The organism is Bifidobacterium sp. LH_730 (assembly GCF_056355835.1).
The window spans coordinates 216310-233810 of record NZ_JBKETB010000004.1 but is presented as its reverse complement, the minus strand read 5'-3'; the positions used below and the strand labels follow the sequence as shown (position 1 = coordinate 233810).

Below are 17501 nucleotides of genomic sequence, written 5' to 3'. Positions count from 1 at the left end.
CCTCCCCTCGATCGCAGGAGAATCCCGGCGCGGCGGATGGTCCCGCCGCACCGTTCCCCGTGTTCGCTTCTTTTCGCACGCGATGATTCTAACCCCCGAACCACTGCAGCCATGCCACTCGCGGCATCACCCCATCCTATGACCGGTTATCATCGCCCGGGCACTTCGAACGCCGCATAGGTCGCCTGCCAGCTCACATATGCGTGGCAGGCGGTGACCCGCTCCGATCACATCGACCGTCGCATGAATCGGCACGGCAGTCGGCTCATCGGCCGACACGATGGCCGATGGGACACACGCCCCGCCCGACCGAACCGATGCGACGAGGCGATACAATCCTTGATAGACCTTCGCGGTTGGTAGGAGAAAGGCCGGCAGGGATGACGAAGTCTCACAAACTGAGCGCGCGGCAGCGCATGGTGATCACATTCACGTTCTTTTCCATGTTCTTTGGAGCGGGCAATCTGATCTTCCCCGCGTTCCTCGGGGCGCAGGCCGGTTCGGCCACGCTGCCTGCGGCGGCAGGATTCATCGTCTCGGCGGTGGGTCTGCCCGTGCTCGGCGTGGTCGCCGTATCGGCGGCCGGCGGCTTCGAATCGCTGGCGGGACGCGTCTCCAAGCGCTTCGCCTTCGTGCTGGGTCTGGCGATCATCCTGACGATCGGCCCGTGCTTCGCGATTCCGCGCACCGCCACGACGAGCTTCGAGATGGCCGTGGTGCCGTTCACGCCGGGCGTGCCCGCATGGGCCTCGCAGCTGGTCTACTCGCTGGTGTTCTTCGCGTTGAGCTATGTGGTGGCCCAGCATCCCGAGAAGCTCTCGAACGCACTGGGCAAGGTGATGGGGCCGCTGCTGGTGACGTTGATTGTCGTGCTGTTCGGTACCTGCCTCTTCGCCGGCCATGCCGCGTTCGCCGAGCCCTTCGGCAACTATGCCTCCGGCCAGTTGGCACGTGGCTTCCTCGACGGATACCAGACGATGGATCTGCTCGCCGCCCTCTATTTCGGCATCGTGATCTCGGCGAACGTCACGCAGCTGGGCGTGGACGACGAGACGCGCAACCGCCGCGAAACCGGTTTGGCGGGTGTGGGCACCGGCGTGCTGCTCATCGTCCTCTATTCCGCGCTGTCCTATGTGGGCGCGGCCTCGGGCGCGGACACGCGCATCGACCCGGACACCGACACCGGCGCCACGGTGCTCACGAACCTCACGCACCAATTGTTCGGTCCGGTCGGCACCGCCTTCGTGGGGCTGGTGTTCGTGATCGCCTGTTTCAACGTGTGCACGGGCCTTATCTCGACCTGCGGCACGTATTTCCTCCAGCATTTCCCGCGCGTGGCGGGCCGGCGCATGACCTACCGCGCGTGGAGCGCCGTATTCGCGGTGTTCAGCTTCATCGTCTCGAACGCGGGTCTGGCGATGATCATCAAGGTGTCGGTGCCGGTGCTTTCGGCACTCTACCCAATCGCCATCGTGCTTGTGCTGCTGGCCCTGACGCACCGGTTCCTCGGCGCCCGCTTCCCCCGCGTCTACCCATGGACCGTGACGCTGGTCGGCGTGGTCTCGGTGCTTGATTGCATCGCAAGCCTGGCAGCCGTATTCGGTCTGACGATCCCGGGGCTCACCCAGGCGCTCGTCCTGCTGCCCTTGCATGCCCAGCAGCTCGGCTGGCTGCTCCCCGCCGCCCTCGGGATTATCATCGGTATCGTCCACAGCGCAATTCGCCGATAAGGAGCAACCATGAACACCCTCGTGCTGGTATTCCATCCTGATCTCAAGGCTTCGAAGATCAACCGCCGTCTGCTGGAGGAGTTGGAGCGGCAGGACGACCCGCAGGTCACGATCCGCGACGAGTACGCCGCCTATCCCGACTACCGTGTGGATGTCGAGCATGAGCACGAGCTGCTCGAGGCCGCCGACCGCGTGATCATCCAGTTCCCGTTCTACTGGTATTCCTCCCCCGCACTGCTCAAGGCGTGGGAGGACCAGGTCATCACCTCCGGCTGGGCCTATGGCGGCGGCCGCGCCCTCAAGGGCAAGGAGCTGCGGCTGGTCGTCACCACCGGTTCGCCTGCCTCGCGCTACCAGCCCGACGGCGAATACCATCACACGATGGGGGAACTGCTGAGCCCCTTCGACCTGACCGCCTTCCGCATCGAGATGGATTGGCAGGAGCCGTTCCTCGTGCAGGGCTGCGCGACGATCGAGGATGCCGAGCTTGACGCGGCGGCGAAGGAGTATGTCCGCGTCGTCACCTCACGCTGAGATCCCCGTCAGGCCTCGTCCCATTCGGCGCGCCACGAACGTTGCATGCCGTAGGCCGAGGCCCAGAACATGTATTCGTTGCCGACGCCGGTGACGAACAGGTCGGTCAGCTCGGCCAGCCGCTCTTCGCTTTCGTCGGCCGCCAGCCGTTCGATGAAGGCGATCAGCGGCCCCGCTCCCGCGTCCCAGAACGATTGCGGGGAATACATGTCAATCCACGAGCGATAGGGATTGGTGTCAAGCCCGTCGGCATAATCGCTCGCTAGTCGCCGTCCGTAGTCGGCGTAGACCCATGCGCAGGGCAGCAGCGCCACGAGGATGTCGACGATCGGCTTCTCGTGCGCGACCGTGAGCATATTCGTGGTGTAGGCGCGGGCGAACACGGTCTGCTTGACGCCGGCCGCCTCCTCTGCACTGATGCCGAAGGATTCCAAATATCGGCGCTGCATCTCGGGTTCGTCGCGGGCGATGGCCACGCAGGCCTGCGCCAGATAGGCGCGGATGTCCGGATCCTCTGTTTTGGCGAAGCCAAGCGCATGCACCTTCGCGTAGTCGGTCAGGTAGCGGTTGTCCTGCATCAGATAGAAGGCGAATTTCTCCTGGGGCAGCGTTCCGGCGGCCAGTTCGGTGAGGAAGGGCTGGCGGTAGCCGTCCTCCCAGATGCGGTCGGCGGCCGCGCGCATGCGCCGCGCGAAGGGCGGCAGATGGTCGGGCGTGACGGGGCCGAAGCCGGCCAGCACGGCGGACGTGGTGGATGCGGATGCGCTGATATCGGATGCGTTGTCGCTCATAATGTCTCCCTACGATGGTGTCAGCCAACAGGTTCCAAGGGTCAGGCCTTGCCTATCTCAACCCGTTCGACGGGTTCCCCTGCATTGCGTTCCCCAGTATCGCCCGCACCACGGACACGCATACATCCAGAGACGGCATTCCCGAGTGGGCGTCGAGCCGCAGGCTTCACACGTCACAAGCCCGGCCTTGGGAATAATCCCAAGACGCACCTCGCCCATGTATCGGGCTCACTCGGGCCAGAGCCCGTTCTTGGCGTTGGCGCGCCGGTATTCGCCCGGCGTCATGCCGGCGTGCTCCTTGAACACCTTGGTGAAGTGGCTTTGCGAACGATAGGCGAGGATCCGCGCGATCTCGGCGATCGAATACTTCGAGTACCGCAGCATGTTCTCGGCCGCCTCCATGCGTTTGGCCGTCACATAGCGGGAGATGGGCGTGCCGACCTCGCGTGCGAACAGCTCCGACAGATACGTGGGGTTGAGATGCACATGCTCGGCGAGGATCGCCACGGTGAGCCGCTCGTGCAGATGGTAGTGGATGTAGTCGAGGCAGGCGGCGACGGCCTCCGATTGGATGTCGGAGCCGTTGAGGTCGGTCATCGCCCACGTGAAGAAGGTCATCATATCGGTGTGCATGCGCGCCACTTGCTCGACGCTGTCGCACCGGTCGACGTCCTGGATGAATAGGTCGGAGGCGTTGTAGGCGTCCTCCTCGTCCATCCCACCTTCGATGGCGAAGCGTGTGGCGAGCGTGATCGAGGTGATGAACAGGTATTTCGCGTTGCGCAGCGGATCGTCGCACAGATGCCCGTAGGTGCCGGAGTTCCACAACCGCACGCTTTCGCCGATTGCCGCCACGTCGCCGGCCTTCATCAGCTCGTATTGCTTCATTTCCTCGACATAGCGATGGTGCCGCACGCGGTCCTCGCGCGCGATGAAGTCAAGATATCCGAGCTTCGCCTCGTCCACCACCGCCATGGCTCACCATCCCTACTTGCGATTCCGTCGGGACATACGGACCATCATACAAACCGTTTCCCCGTGGAAAGCGCGTCCGGCATCACACAAGCTGCCGGGTGCGCTGCAGCAACGAGACCATGTATATCGGCAGATATGTCACATCGCCGTCCCGCTCGACGTTGGTTTCGGCGAAGACGATTCCCCCATCGATGCCATATCCGGACATGGCAAGGGCCTTGTCCAATGCTGCATGACTATGGAAACGGCTTCCCGATTTGATTTCGAGCACTCGGATCCGACCATCCGCGTCCTCGATGAGGAAATCCAGCTCGCCGACCTTCTTGCCTGTGAAGTAATACGGCACGAATCCATGGGCGACGAGTTCCTGCGCCACGACGTTCTCGTAGACCCCTCCGAAATTCATGCGGTCGTGCGAGACCGAGGATTGCCCCGGCTGCGCCCCCAGACCGTCGAGGATGCCTAGAGTGGCACGTTTCTCATAGGTGCCGGTCAGCAAGCCGACATCGGAATAGAACAGCTTGAGCAGGCGGCGCTCCTCCGCGGCGCGCAACGGGCCTTTCGGCTCGTCCACGTTATACACGGGCAGTGCCACATTCGCCCGAGACAGCCACAGGAACTCATCTTGCACCTGGCTGAATCGATGGACGTCGGCGATGTCGCCGACCTTGAAACGGCGCGTGGGATTGTTCAATTGCCCGGGGATCATCCGATAGATCTCCTGAATCACCAAGCGTCGGTCCCGGGGAGCGTATTGCGTGATGTCTCGATTATAGAATCTGCGGATATCGGCTTGGATCGTCCGGACATTGTCGACGGCATTGTCCCGCACGAACGCGGACACAGCTGCCGGCATGCCCCCGACCAGCAGATACCGATGGAACAACGCCGAAAGCCGCTCATGCAGGAAATCCGGCACCGGCCCCTCATGCGCGAAGCAATCGCGCAGCATATCGAAAGCCTGGCCGCTCAGCCCGTTTGCCCAACAGAATTCCTCGAAATCCATCGGATACATCATCAGCTCGGACATGTAGCCGACCGGATATGAGCGCACGTTTTCCAGCTCAACGCCAAGTAAGGAACCCGAAAGGGCGTAGTCGTATTGTCCGCGATCGACGAGGGCTTTGATATAGGTCACGATATTCGGACATTCCTGCACCTCGTCGAGGAACACCAGCGTTTGCCCCGGCTCCATCGTCCCGTCAGCGGCGATGGAAATGCGAAGAGCGAGGTCATCCGCGCTACGGGCAGCCAGAAAGGATTCACGCGTCACGTCATCGGTGGCGAGATTGAATTCGACGACATGACGGTATTCGTTTGCACCGAATTCACGGATGAGATAGGTTTTGCCGATTTGGCGCGCCCCGGTCACCAATATCGCTTGCTTGGTCTTGCCGTTCTTCCATGACAACAGATCAGCGTATGCCTTGCGTCTCATCACGCCTCCCCCGAACTCACGCGTTTTCCTATTTCAGAATATCGGAGTTCGCCATTTATTGCAATTTCATTTTTAATGCTGAAAGCATTAATTTATATTTCAAAATGGCTGATATAAACACTTATTGACAAGTTAATCGCTGCCGCCATCTTTTTCGCACCGTTTGTGAATGCATCGAGGCATACGAACCTTCGCCCAACGCCAAAGGCCGCCGCCGGGAGATTCCGGCGGCGGCCATGCGATGAGCGGGACGACCGACGACTCACTTCACGTCGGGGTCGTCCTTGTCGATGGTGCCGGTGGCCTTGCCGATGGCCTTGAGACCGTGGTAGGCGACGAGCACGACGATCGTGCCGATGGCGATGCCGTTGAACTGCACGTCGCCGATGGCGAACGCGAAGTTGGCGATGCCGATGATCATGACGATCGCGGCGACCATCACGTTGACCGGTTTGTCGAAGTTGACCTTGTTCTCCACCCAGATGCGGATGCCGATCATGCCGATCATGCCGTAGAGCAGCGTGGTCACGCCGCCGAGCACGCCGGAGGGGATCGTGTTGATAATCGCACCGAACTTAGGACATAGCGAAAGCAGCAGCGCGAAGCCGGCCGCACACCAGTAGGCGGCGGTCGAATAGACCTTCGTGGCGGCCATCACGCCGATGTTCTCGCCGTAGGTGGTGGTGCCGGAGCCGCCGCCGAAGCCAGCGATCGCGGTGCCCATGCCGTCGGCGAACAGGGCGGTGCCCATCTGGTCGTCGTAGTCGCGGCCGGTCATCTGGGCCACGGACTTGACATGGCCGACGTTCTCGGCGACGAGCACAAGCACGACGGGGATGAACATCGGCAGGATCGAGAAGTCGACGGAAGGCGTGTGGAACTTCGGCAGGCCCACCCACGCGGCCTCGCCGATCGCGGAGAAGTCGACCTGACCGCGCGCGCAGGCATAGGCATATCCGACGAGCACGCCGAGCAGGATGTTGAGGCGGCCGATCAACCCGCGGAACAGCACGGCGATGAGCAGCACGGCCAGCAGGGTCACGATGGCGGTGTCGGGAGCGGACTGGAAGTTGGTCCACACATTCGGCGCGAGGTTGAAGCCGATGATCGCCACGATGGCGCCGTTGACGACCGGCGGCATGATGATGTCGATCCACTTGGCGCCGGCGTAGTGCACGATCACGCCGATCAGAGCGAGCAGCAGACCGGTGACCATGATGCCGAACGAGGCGACCGCGATGCCCTTGTTCGCGGTGGTCACGGCCGTGATCGGCGCGATGAAGCCGAACGAGGAGCCGAGGTAGCTCGGCAGCACGTTCTTGTTGATGAGCAGGAACAGGGCGGTCGACAACGCGGTGAAGAACAGCGTGGTCGAGGGGTCGAAGCCGGTCAGGATCGGCACGAGGAACGTCGCGCCGAACATGGCGATGACATGCTGCGCGCCGATGCCGGCGGTGCGGCCCCAGCTCAGGCGTTCGTCGGGTTCGACGACCTCGCCGGGAGCGAGCGTCTTGCCGTCGCCGTGCAGCGCCCAGGTGAATAGGTTGCGGTTGGATGTGGCCATGTGAAACTCCTTGGCTCTTCTCTCGCGGGGCGCGCACCTCTTGTGCTCCCCGTTCGAAGAACCATTCTAGTCTCCACTAGGTTTCGGCCGTTTCTCTCCCTCCGTCGGCCCTACGGGCCGCCACCTCCCTCGTCAGAGGGAGGATGAAACGTGTTCACCGCCCGTGATAGTCGGCCAGATGCGGGTCGACGGCGTGGACGACGTCGACGAGGTCGCCGTTGGAGAGAATCGGGCGGGAGAATTCGCGCCACGGAGAGACCTGGACCTCCCATTTGCCGGTGGCCTCATTGAGCACGGGGCGCGCGGTCTGCTCCCACCGCAAACGCTTGTAGGTGCGCCCGGTGTCCGGGTCGCGCCGCGAATAATGCAGGCACGAGCAGTTCGTGATCTTCCACTCCGGCGAGTCGGCGCGGTGCATGAACTCCTCGTCGGAGATGTCCTCCAAGGTGAGCATCAGCGCGAGCATGAAGTCCTCATGGCTGACCATGACCACGGACTCGCCATCGGCCCGACGGTTCAACGAGGTCAGCAGGTTATGCACGCGGTCCTCGGCCACGTCGGCGATCGATTCGCCCGCCGGCGGGCGCCAGTAGAGCGGATCGGTCGCTTTGAACAACCAGTTGCGCCCGTAGTTCGCCTTGAACTCGGCCTTGGTGATCGTGTTGATCTCGCCCCACGAGCGCTCGCGCAGCACGCGCGTCTCCTCCCAGCGCGCCTTGGGCAGCGCCATCGTCGCGGCCGTCTCGCGCGTGCGCACATAGGGCGAGACCAGATACCGGTCGAAGAGCTGCTGCTGGGAGACAAGCCAGCGGCCGATGCAATCCGCCTGCTTGCGCCCGGTGCCTGTGAGCCTCCACGAGCGGTCCGGCACCGTCACATTGTCCTGGGTGTAGAGGGAATCGTCCCCCTGCTCCCCCGCCGAGATGATGACGTTCGCCTCCGACTCGCCGTGTCGGATGACATATAGATCCAATGGCATTCCCATATTCATTTCCTCCTTTGTCTTCGTATCCTCATACACCGCCGTGCCGCGGCGTCAACGCCCGCCATCCCAAGGTTTCTCCGGCGCCGTTCGCGCCCCATCGCCACCCTTGCGCGGGCCTCGCATCGCCTTCAGCCTACACCAGTATTCCGCCGGTGGCGAACCCGTCGAATTGACTTCGCCCCGTCGCCGGCGTAGGGTTGCCCGCGGCCCAGCGACGAAAGGTGGTGGTTTCATGAGCGTTTACGACAGTATGAGCGACGCCTATCACCAATCCTCGGGGACCGCTCGCTAATCCGGTTGGATTCACGTCATATTGGTGTCAGGGGTTGGCATATTCCCTATGCTGACGGACCTGCCCATGCGACGGTCACATTGCGGCGCTGCATCCATATGCGTCGCGTCATCCCGTTGAATTGATCATCGATTCGGACGAATCTCTTCACCCATGCCAGACGAGCCCACCCTTATGCAAGGCAAGCGTCGCCTCGGCAATCCTTCACCTCTTGGAACCCACCCGGGCGAAGCCATGCCCGGCGCAAAGGAATGAAGACAGTAAGGATCGTCACCATGACTTTCAAACTCCCCCGGAGGGCCGTGCAGATGGTCACCGGGCCGACGGGCTCCGGCTCGTCGCCCGCGGCCACCCGTGCGGCGCTCGCCAAGACCAAGTCCGGCACCAGCGACCTGGCCTACGAACGCAGCATTGACGAACGCATGTCCTACGCGCTCAAGACCCCCATGCCCACGGGTCTCAAGTCCGGCGAAATCGAGAAGCGGCGCGAGCGATACGGCCGCAACACCGTCGTCCACAAGAAGAAGGACCCGCTGATCCTGCGGCTGGCGCGCGCCTTCCTCAACCCGTTCACCGTCATTTTGATCGGCCTGGCGATCGTCTCGCTGATCACCGACGTGATCCTGGCCGCGCCCGGCGACGAGGACCCGAAGACCGTCATCGTGATCACCGTGATGGTCATCATCGCCGGCACGCTGCGCTTCGTGCAGGAGACCAGGTCGAACAACGCGGCCGAAAAGCTCACCGCCATGGTGACCAACACCTGCGCCGTGATTCGCGACCGCGAGGAGCGGGAGATTCCGATCGAAGAGGTCGTGGTCGGCGACATCGTGCGCCTGGCCGCCGGCGACATGATCCCGGCCGATATGCGGATCCTCAACTCCAAGGACCTGTTCGTCTCCCAGTCCTCGCTGACCGGCGAAAGCGAGCCGATCGAGAAGTATCCGATCAAGCCGCGCTCCGAGGAGGACCGCCAGGCCTATGACGCGCCCACCGACAAGCCGTGCATGGCCTTCATGGGCTCCAATGTGGTCTCCGGATCGGGCCTCGGCACCGTGGTGTCGGTCGGCGGCGACTCGCTGTTCGGCGAGCTGGCCAAGCATCTGACCGGAAAGACCGAGAAGACCAGCTTCGACATTGGCCTGAACAAGGTGTCGTGGGTGTTCATCAAGTTCATCTGCGTGATGGTGCCGGTGATCTTCGTGGTCAACGGCCTGACCAAGCACGACTGGGTCGAGGCCGCGTTCTTCGGCCTGTCCGTGGCCGTGGGCGTCACCCCGGAGATGCTGCCGACGATCGTGACCGCATGTCTGGCCAAGGGCGCGGTGACGCTCTCCCGGCAGAAGGTCATCGTCAAGAACCTCAACTCGATCCAGAACCTCGGCGCCATCGACGTGCTGTGCACCGACAAGACCGGAACCCTGACGCAGGACAAGGTCGTGCTCGAGCAGCATCTCGATGTCAACGGACGCGAGGATTCGCGCGTGCTGCGCCACGGCTTCCTCAACAGCTACTTCCAGACGGGCTTGAAGAACCTCATGGATCTGGCGATCATCGAGCGCACGCACGAGCTGGCCGGCGAGGACCCGGCGCTGGCGGACCTCGAGACCCGATACACGAAGGTCGACGAGATCCCCTTCGACTTCGAGCGCCGTCGCATGTCGGTGGTCGTGGCCGACAAGTCCGGCAAGACCCAGATGATCACCAAGGGCGCGATCGAGGAGATGCTGACCGTCTCCAGCTTCGTGGACCTGGGCGACCGCGTGGTCGAGCTGACCGATGAGATGCGCCGCAAGGTGCTTGAGCGGGTCGACGACCTGAACGACGACGGCATGCGTGTGCTCGGCGTCGCGCAGAAGACCAACCCCTCCCCCGTCGGCCAGTTCGGTGTCAAGGACGAGTGCGAGATGGTGTTGATCGGCTACCTCGCCTTCCTCGATCCGCCGAAGGAATCCACTGCGGACGCGCTGCGCGCGCTGAACAACTACGGCGTGGACGTCAAGATCCTCACCGGTGACAACGAGCGCGTCGCCAAGTGCGTGTGCCGTCAGGTGGGGCTCAAGGTGGACGACGACAACGTCGTGCTCGGCTCCACGATCGAAGGCTGGGATGACGAGCATCTGCTTGCCAAGGTCGAGTCGATCACCGTGTTCGCCAAGCTTTCGCCGATGCAGAAGACCCGCGTGGTCAAGGCGCTGCGCGAGCGTGGCCACACCGTCGGCTTCATGGGCGACGGCATCAACGACGCGGCCGCCATGCGCGCCGCCGATGTGGGCATCTCCGTGGACACGGCCGTGGACATCGCCAAGGAATCCGCCGACGTGATCCTCCTGGAGAAGGACCTCATGGTCCTCGAGCAGGGCATCGTCGAGGGCCGGCGCATCTACACGAATATGGTCAAGTACATCAAGATGACCGCCTCCTCGAACTTCGGCAACATGTTCTCTGTGGTGGTGGCCTCCGCGTTCCTGCCGTATCTGCCGATGCAGCCGCTGCAGATCCTCATGCTCAACCTGATCTACGACATCTCCTGTATCACGATGCCCTGGGACAATGTGGACGACGAATTCCTCCGCCGCCCGCGCCCATGGGACGCCAACGGCCTGGCGCGGTTCATGATCTGGATCGGACCGACCTCCTCGGTGTTCGACATCACGACCTATCTGCTCATGTATTTCATCATCTGCCCGCAGATGCTGGGCGCGGGATACACCGAGCTCGATCCGGCCGGCCAGGCGATGTTCGCGATCATCGCGCAGTCCGGTTGGTTCGTCGAGTCGATGTGGTCGCAGTCGATGGTGATCCACATGCTGCGCACGCGCAAGATCCCGTTCATCCAGTCGCGCGCGGCGGCGCCGCTGATGACGACCACGTTCATTGGATGCTTCCTGATCACGTGGCTGCCGTTCTCGCCGCTCAACGGCATGCTCAACATGCATCCGATCACGCCGATCTACTTCGCGTGGCTGGCGCTGACGATCCTGCTCTACCTCATGCTCGCGCAGACCTTCAAGACGATCTACTGCAAGCGCTACGGCACCCTGCTATAGATCCTCCGCAACATAAAGACTTCCGCCCGACCTCAGCCGGGCGGAACACCCGCGCGGCCCGCCGGCCTCCTTCCCTTCCGGCGGGCCGCGCACTCATCCGTATGCGGGGCCGTTTGTATGCGGCTCCGCCCTCCCCACGAAAGGGAACGATATGGTCACCACGCTCTCCCTGACCACCGGCGTCACGATCCTCTTCCGCATCGCTGCCGCCGCACTGCTCGGCGCGCTGATCGGTTTGGAACGGCAGTGGCGCGCCCGCGCCGCCGGCATCCGCACCAACACGCTTGTCGCGCTCGGCTCGGCCCTGTTCGCCGTCATGGGCGCCTATGCCTTCGCCGGCGGGGACCCGACGCGCGTGGCCGCGCAGGTCGCCTCCGGCATCGGTTTCCTCGGCGCGGGCGTCATCATGAAGCAGGGCGCGTCGATCTCCGGCATCAACACCGCCGCGACCCTGTGGGCGTCGGCCGCGGTGGGGCTGTTGGCCGGCTCGGGACTGATCGGCGTGGCGGCCGCCGGCACCGCCCTCATCATGGGCGCGAACACCGTGCTGCGCCCGGTCAGCCGCCGTCTCGACCGCCGGCTGCGCGCCCGCGGACGCGAGTCGGACGGCATGGAATACACCTTCGAGGTCAAATGCGCGCGGGAGCACGAGGTGGCCGTGCGCGCCATCGTCTTCGACGCCGTGCACCACCCCGGGTTCTCGGTGCGTTCGATCGGCGCCACCGACGCGCCCGATGACATCGTGCTCATCACCGCGATCATCGACACGGCCTCGCGCGACGATGCGAAGATCGAGCAGTCGCTGGCCGTGATCGTGCCCACGCCCGAGGTGCTCGGCGTGCGCTGGAGCGCCGAGCATATCTCGATGATGGACTGACTTCTCCCTTTTCTCGTGCCAGCGACGACAGAGGTACGAGAAAAGGGAGAAAACCATGCCCTCGTTTCTCCCTTTTCTCGTGGTTATATCGTCCCTAGCACGAGAAAGGGGAGAAAGCACATGGCTTTCTCCCCTTTTCGTCTGTCGGTTTGCGATATCAGAAGAACAGGAACGCGATCCCGACGCCGAAGAACATGAGCAGCACGGAGGCGATGAAGCTCGCCGCGAAGGCCGGCATGCCCTTGGCCACGATGGCCTTGAAGTTCACGTTGATGCCGAGCGCGGCCATGGCCATGCCGAGCACGATGTAGGCGATGTCGACGAGCGTGGGCGCGATGGCGTTGAGGAACGGCACGTAGGTGCCGAGCACGGAAGCGGCGATGAAGCCGAGCATGAACCACGGGAAGGCGACCTTGCGCTTGCCGGTCGTCTTGACGGTGGACTTGGTCTTGTCCCACCACACGGCGATGATGATCGCCGCGAAGACGAGCATGAGCACGCGCGACAGCTTCATGATGGTGGCCATGTTGAGGGCCGTGTCGCCGAACGCGCCGCCGACGGCGACCGCGTGGGCGATCTCATGCAGGGTGGCGCCGGCGGCGATGCCCTGCTGGGCCGGGGTCATGCCGAACAGCGGGAAGATCGCGATCTCCAGTAGCGCGAAGATCGTGCCCATGATGGCCACGGTGGCGACGGCCATGACCACGTAGTCCTCCTTCTCCTCGCGTCGATCCTCGTCGACGGTGATGGAGCCGGACAGTCCCATGACGGCGGCCGCACCGCAGATGCCGGTGCCGCCGGCCGTGAGGATCGCGAGCATCGGGTCGACCTTGAACGCGCGGGCGATGGCGTAGGTGACGACGATCACGAGGGTCACGACCACGGCCGCGATGGGCAGGCATTTGATGCCCTGGGTGAAGAGCACCTGCAGGTTGAGCTTGAAGCCGAGCAGGATGATGCCGAGGCGCAGCAGTTTGTTGGAGATGAGGCCGGCCGCGTCCTTGACACCGGCGCGGCGCTTGTCATTGGAACCGACATAGGCCCCGCGGATCGGGAACTGGATCACCATGCCGATGAGCAGCGCGATGATCAGCGCGCCGAGCAGGGAGAAGCCCGGGAACTGCTTGAGCCACGATCCGATGAACGAGGCGAGAAGCGTCAGGACGGCGATGAACAACATATCGGTGGTCGCGATGCGGTGCCACCATTTCATGCAGAATTCCTTCATGCTTACGTATTCAACGCTTTATTTTGACATCGGTCAAATAGGACATTTCAATGAATAATATCGATTATTCCGATGATATATCCCCTGTTATTCCGAGGAGCGTCCCCTCTCCTGTCATCCTGAGTGGAGCGCGCCTCCTACTTGTCATCCTGAGCGGAGCACGAAGCGCGGAGTCGAAGGATCTCACCCACATACCAATCAGAGATCCTTCGACTCGTTTCGCTCGCCCAGGACGACGGGGACCTTCAATCCCCGCGCATGGCCTCCACGGCGCGGTCGACCGCCGCACGCTGGCCTGCGGTGAGACCGGAACGGGGCACCAGGGCATAGAACCGGCGCACGAATTCGTCGCCGAGGCCGCGGAAGGGCACGCCGTCGGGCACCGCGGAACGCGAGATGACGGACTGCCCCAATCCGGAGGCGAGCGAGGCGACGATGGCGGCGTTGCTGGCAACATGCATCGTGCGCTCCGGCACCTCGCCGACGGATTTGAAATACAGGTCGGTGTAATAGCGCACGCCGGAGCCGGATTCGCGCACCAGCCACACGCCGTCGGGGTCGCCGGCCAACACCAGACGATCCTCGCATAGCGTGACCCGCTGCACCGAACCGGAGACGATCGGCTTTTCGACGACGCCCAGCTGCACCGCTTTCAAGCCCACCTGTTCGAGGATCGCGTCGGAGTTCATGGCCGAGGCCGTGACCTCGAGACGGTCGAGCGAGCCGGACAGCGCCTTCATCGCGCGCGGCAGCAGCACGGCCGCGGCGGTGTGCGAGAAGAGCACGGCGAAGCGTTCGCGATGCGTCTCAAGACGGGTGATATGCTCCTGCGCGTCGCGCCACACGTCGCCGATCCGCGTGGCCGCGGCATAGAGCACGTGCCCGGCTTCGGTGGGCGTCACATCGCTTTTGGCATGCCGGTCGAACAGGGGCGCGCCGACCATGCGCTCCAATTGCGCAATACGCGAGGACACCGTCGATTGCGAGACCTTGAGCTCGTCGGCGGCGATGGTGAACTGGCCGGTCTCATAGACCGCGACCAAGGTCTCCAACAGATCGAACATGGTTCCCGCTTTCTCAGCCGATATGCACCGGAGTGCCGTCGGGAAGCTGCTCATAGAGCCAGCGCGCGTCGGCGATGCTCAGCCTCACGCAGCCATGCGAGGCGGGCTGGCCCAGCTTGGCGCCCTCCTCGGGCAGATACTCCCCCGGCGTCTCGGTGGTGGGCACGGAATGGAACAGGTAGGTGTTGTCGAGGAAATTCACCCAATAGTCGGCGCCCATGCCTTCGTCGGGATTATAGAAATGCTCTCCGCGGCCGTCCACGACGAAATCGCCGCGCGGCGTGCTGTCGTCGAGCCCGCTGCTGGCGATCATCACATACACATCCGCGCCGGCGGAGCGCACATGTACCTTCTGCGCGGCGAGGTCGACGACCACGGACAGATCGGGCAGTGTCGTCAGATCCGGCTGGTTGCCGCCGGTCGGCTCGCGCCACAGGCTTTCCGGATCGGTCTGCGGTTCGGATTCGGATTGGGACTGAGGCTGATCGTCAGCGTTATCGGCTGCATCGGAGCGCTTATCGGTTTCCTTGGCATCGGCCGGACGCTTGGTTCTCTCAGCATGCGCCTCCGTCGACTGCGCCGCCACGATATCACGGCGCATATCGGAGATCTCGCGCATCGCATGGAACGACGACACGACGGACAGCACCGACACCGCCAGCACAACGGCCAGCACGACCTTCGTTTTCGCCGGCAGGCGCTTCCAGAACGCTAGGACACGACCAGCGAAACGGCGCAGCGTGGCCGCCGCGCCATCTTCTTTCGTTTGCCATGTGCTATGTTTCATCTTCCCATTCCATCGTCGCTGTCCGACATTCTATGCCCGGGAGCGTCACCGACGATTGCGCAATGAGCAAACGCTTGGGCCGCGCCCTCGGTTGCCTCGCCTATATCGACCGCCCTCTCCCGGGATGAAATATCCGGAGTTGCATCAGCCCTTGAACAGACTGGAGATATGATCCGACAAACCGCCGAGCAGATTGTCCGCCACGCCCTCCTGCAACTGGCCAAGCACATCGCCGGAGCCTAGTGTCTCGCTGACGGTATCGCCGATGCCTTGCATCGCGCCACCGGCTTGTTCCATCACGTCGCCGGCCTGCGGAAGGATGTCGCCCGCATGATCGCGCACATACTCGACCGTCTCACCGGCGCCGCCGGAAACCGTTCCGATCATCTCGTCCACCTGCGGCAGCACCTCGCCAAGATGCTCCTGCGCCAACTCACCGGCACCGGAGAACAAATCCCCAACGGCCCCACGCGCAAAATCGAACAATCCCATTCGCTCTCCCCTTCGCCTTAGCTACGTAATCGTTCGATTACCACGATAATGCATGGATAAGGCAGAGAAGCCGTTTTCCTGCAATCATGTTGCGGTGCAGCGCCAGCGGATCGGCGCGACGGCCTCCAGGAACCATTCGTCATGGCTGACCACGACCAGCGCGCCCGCATAGGAGGACAGCGTGTTGGCGAGCGCCTGCTTGGAATGCAGGTCGAGATGGTTGGTCGGCTCGTCCATGATGATGAGCTGCGGTCGATCGATTGACCCGAGGCATAGCAGGAGTTTGCGCAGTTCGCCCGGCGAAGGATTGCCGCCGGCGAGCAGCTTGTCGGGATCGGCGTTGAGCTGAGCGTATGCGCTGAGCACCGTGGCGCGCCGTTCGTCCGTCAGGGCATGCAGTCGATTCATCGCGCTGGCGGCGTCCATATCGCTGGTGTTTTGGGGAATGTACAGATATGACAGCCTCTCCGAATGCTGCTGAGTCTCGTCGTATTCCAGTGCCTTAATCAGGCGCCGTATCAATGTGGTTTTCCCGCTGCCGTTCGGTCCACTGATGCCGATGTGGTCGCGCGGGCCGACGCTCAGCATATCGGGTTGGTCCGCGATGGCCCGGCCGTTGGGGATACGTGCTAATTCCCTGCGGGAGCTTGGCGCGACGCCCAACCAAACGACGCCATCATAGCGTTTCGCCGCTTCGCCAAGATTCGCGAGTCTATCGGTGGCGACGGCGATGCGTCCATCAAGTTGCGCGCTTGCTTGCGCAGCAGCAGTGCCTATCGCCGGTTTCAGGTTTTTCAGAGCCTTGCGGGCGTCGATATCCTTGATATCGATGCGCATCCCCTGCTGTTTGCGCATATCCAGCTCGCGTGCGCGCTGCGCCCGCTCCTGTTTGATTTGTTGCATGCGTCGCAGCTCCTTGCGGGCGGACTGCATGGCAGCCGCATCGGCGTTCTGATTGGCATGCATCTGCTGGGCGGCCTGGGAATATCCGCCCTGATACGTGTTCGCCACCGTGATATTGCGCCCGCGCATATGCCTGCGCTCCAGCATCACGCACCGCGAGCAGGTCTCGTCAATCAGTTCGACGTCATGGGAGATCACGATGCCCACGCCGTCGAACCGGCGCATCGCCTGCGTTATGACTTGGCGCGTCGCACCATCCACATGATTGGTCGGCTCGTCCAGCACCAGCACGTCGGGATCGCCGGCCAGAGCGCAGGCGATCTGCAATCGTTTGACTTCGCCTCCGGAAAGCGTGGCGTAACGGTATGCCCAATCATCGCCGATGCCCAGCGCGTTGCGTATGGCAATCGTTTCACTGGTCCAATCCGCGGCGAAATCATCCAGATTCTCCGGGATGACATCGGTCTGCTGCGGGCAGTAGGCGACGGTCAGTCTCCGTGGGCTCGGCGAAACCGTTCCCGAAGCGGGCGCAAGCAAACCGCAGGCCAGCTTGGCCAACGTGGTCTTGCCGATGCCATTGTCTCCCAGCATCGCGGTCCAGCCAGCCGCGAATGTCACGCTCAGATGTTCGAACAGCGGTTCCGGTGCGTTCGGATGACGGTAGGAAATATCGGTCAGCGTCAATACCTGACTCATACAAACCTCTTTCGATAAGGCGCATTGATCAATCGCAACTCATCGGAAATGCGGCGGAATGTGCCGTTCAAATCAAGCCCACGCACAGAAGGCAA

14 protein-coding genes and 1 riboswitch are annotated in these 17501 nt (G+C 63.0%); of the genes, 4 read left to right on the top strand and 10 right to left on the bottom strand.

The genetic code is table 11. The annotated features are described in order from the left end of the window. Positions 1–380 precede the first annotated feature (380 nt). Positions 381–1730 carry a branched-chain amino acid transport system II carrier protein gene (gene brnQ / locus AC1AUD_RS07485; RefSeq protein WP_476573564.1) on the top strand — a complete coding sequence of 450 codons (1350 nt, stop codon included), beginning with the start codon at positions 381–383 and terminating at the stop codon, positions 1728–1730. A 9-nt stretch (positions 1731–1739) separates the two neighbouring features. Next, positions 1740–2264: an NAD(P)H-dependent oxidoreductase gene (locus tag AC1AUD_RS07480; RefSeq protein WP_476573562.1), complete on the top strand. Its 525-nt coding sequence runs from the start codon at positions 1740–1742 to the stop codon at positions 2262–2264. An 8-nt stretch (positions 2265–2272) separates the two neighbouring features. Here AC1AUD_RS07480 and tenA read toward each other — a convergent pair whose 3' ends face one another. From tenA to AC1AUD_RS07455, 5 genes are all read right to left on the bottom strand, one after another. Beyond that, the gene (gene tenA, locus AC1AUD_RS07475) at positions 2273–2947 is read right to left on the bottom strand and encodes a thiaminase II (RefSeq protein WP_476573604.1); all 675 of its coding nucleotides are present in this window, start codon (positions 2945–2947) and stop codon (positions 2273–2275) included. Positions 2948–3043: 96 nt separating this feature from the next. Continuing rightward, positions 3044–3146, bottom strand: a riboswitch (TPP riboswitch). A gap of 137 nt (positions 3147–3283) precedes the next feature. After that, positions 3284–4030: a helix-turn-helix domain-containing protein gene (locus tag AC1AUD_RS07470; RefSeq protein WP_476573560.1), complete on the bottom strand. Its 747-nt coding sequence runs from the start codon at positions 4028–4030 to the stop codon at positions 3284–3286. Positions 4031–4112: 82 nt separating this feature from the next. Continuing rightward, positions 4113–5468: an ATP-binding protein gene (locus AC1AUD_RS07465; protein WP_476573558.1), complete on the bottom strand. Its 1356-nt coding sequence runs from the start codon at positions 5466–5468 to the stop codon at positions 4113–4115. 262 nt (positions 5469–5730) lie between these two features. Further along, positions 5731–7032, bottom strand: a complete 1302-nt coding sequence (locus AC1AUD_RS07460) for a uracil-xanthine permease family protein (RefSeq protein ID WP_476573556.1) — start codon at positions 7030–7032, stop codon at positions 5731–5733. 154 nt (positions 7033–7186) lie between these two features. Continuing rightward, positions 7187–8017 (bottom strand): histidine phosphatase family protein, encoded by an 831-nt coding sequence (locus AC1AUD_RS07455; protein WP_476573554.1) that lies wholly within the window; start codon positions 8015–8017, stop codon positions 7187–7189. 567 nt (positions 8018–8584) lie between these two features. Here AC1AUD_RS07455 and mgtA point away from each other — a divergent pair. Together mgtA and AC1AUD_RS07445 are read left to right on the top strand one after the other, a co-directional pair. Further along, the gene (gene mgtA / locus AC1AUD_RS07450; protein WP_476573552.1) at positions 8585–11359 is read left to right on the top strand and encodes a magnesium-translocating P-type ATPase; all 2775 of its coding nucleotides are present in this window, start codon (positions 8585–8587) and stop codon (positions 11357–11359) included. Between the two features lie 151 nt (positions 11360–11510). Beyond that, entirely contained in the window at positions 11511–12236 is a 726-nt protein-coding gene (locus tag AC1AUD_RS07445) for an MgtC/SapB family protein (protein ID WP_476573550.1), read from the top strand. Between the two features lie 157 nt (positions 12237–12393). On the opposite strand, the gene AC1AUD_RS07440 is transcribed toward AC1AUD_RS07445, so the two are convergent. The 5 genes from AC1AUD_RS07440 to AC1AUD_RS07420 form a co-directional block, all read right to left on the bottom strand. Then, positions 12394–13464 (bottom strand): YeiH family protein, encoded by a 1071-nt coding sequence (locus AC1AUD_RS07440; RefSeq protein ID WP_476573548.1) that lies wholly within the window; start codon positions 13462–13464, stop codon positions 12394–12396. Positions 13465–13709: 245 nt separating this feature from the next. Next, positions 13710–14528, bottom strand: a complete 819-nt coding sequence (locus AC1AUD_RS07435) for a LysR family transcriptional regulator (protein WP_476573546.1) — start codon at positions 14526–14528, stop codon at positions 13710–13712. A 13-nt stretch (positions 14529–14541) separates the two neighbouring features. Then, complete coding sequence (locus tag AC1AUD_RS07430; RefSeq protein ID WP_476573544.1) at positions 14542–15315, bottom strand: L,D-transpeptidase; 774 nt, start codon at positions 15313–15315, stop codon at positions 14542–14544. 144 nt (positions 15316–15459) lie between these two features. Then, entirely contained in the window at positions 15460–15807 is a 348-nt protein-coding gene (locus AC1AUD_RS07425; RefSeq protein ID WP_476573542.1) for a hypothetical protein, read from the bottom strand. A gap of 84 nt (positions 15808–15891) precedes the next feature. Then, positions 15892–17406, bottom strand: coding sequence for an ATP-binding cassette domain-containing protein (locus AC1AUD_RS07420; RefSeq protein WP_476573541.1), 1515 nt, complete (start codon positions 17404–17406; stop codon positions 15892–15894). Positions 17407–17501 lie beyond the last annotated feature (95 nt).

Coding starts and splice junctions, on each gene's coding strand:
- brnQ (WP_476573564.1), top strand. CDS start 381: ATGACGAAGTCTCACAAACTGAGCGCGCGGCAGCGCATGGTGATCACA.
- AC1AUD_RS07480 (WP_476573562.1), top strand. CDS start 1,740: ATGAACACCCTCGTGCTGGTATTCCATCCTGATCTCAAGGCTTCGAAG.
- tenA (WP_476573604.1), bottom strand. CDS start 2,947: ATGCGCGCGGCCGCCGACCGCATCTGGGAGGACGGCTACCGCCAGCCC.
- AC1AUD_RS07470 (WP_476573560.1), bottom strand. CDS start 4,030: ATGGCGGTGGTGGACGAGGCGAAGCTCGGATATCTTGACTTCATCGCG.
- AC1AUD_RS07465 (WP_476573558.1), bottom strand. CDS start 5,468: ATGAGACGCAAGGCATACGCTGATCTGTTGTCATGGAAGAACGGCAAG.
- AC1AUD_RS07460 (WP_476573556.1), bottom strand. CDS start 7,032: ATGGCCACATCCAACCGCAACCTATTCACCTGGGCGCTGCACGGCGAC.
- AC1AUD_RS07455 (WP_476573554.1), bottom strand. CDS start 8,017: ATGGGAATGCCATTGGATCTATATGTCATCCGACACGGCGAGTCGGAG.
- mgtA (WP_476573552.1), top strand. CDS start 8,585: ATGACTTTCAAACTCCCCCGGAGGGCCGTGCAGATGGTCACCGGGCCG.
- AC1AUD_RS07445 (WP_476573550.1), top strand. CDS start 11,511: ATGGTCACCACGCTCTCCCTGACCACCGGCGTCACGATCCTCTTCCGC.
- AC1AUD_RS07440 (WP_476573548.1), bottom strand. CDS start 13,464: ATGAAGGAATTCTGCATGAAATGGTGGCACCGCATCGCGACCACCGAT.
- AC1AUD_RS07435 (WP_476573546.1), bottom strand. CDS start 14,528: ATGTTCGATCTGTTGGAGACCTTGGTCGCGGTCTATGAGACCGGCCAG.
- AC1AUD_RS07430 (WP_476573544.1), bottom strand. CDS start 15,315: ATGAAACATAGCACATGGCAAACGAAAGAAGATGGCGCGGCGGCCACG.
- AC1AUD_RS07425 (WP_476573542.1), bottom strand. CDS start 15,807: ATGGGATTGTTCGATTTTGCGCGTGGGGCCGTTGGGGATTTGTTCTCC.
- AC1AUD_RS07420 (WP_476573541.1), bottom strand. CDS start 17,406: ATGAGTCAGGTATTGACGCTGACCGATATTTCCTACCGTCATCCGAAC.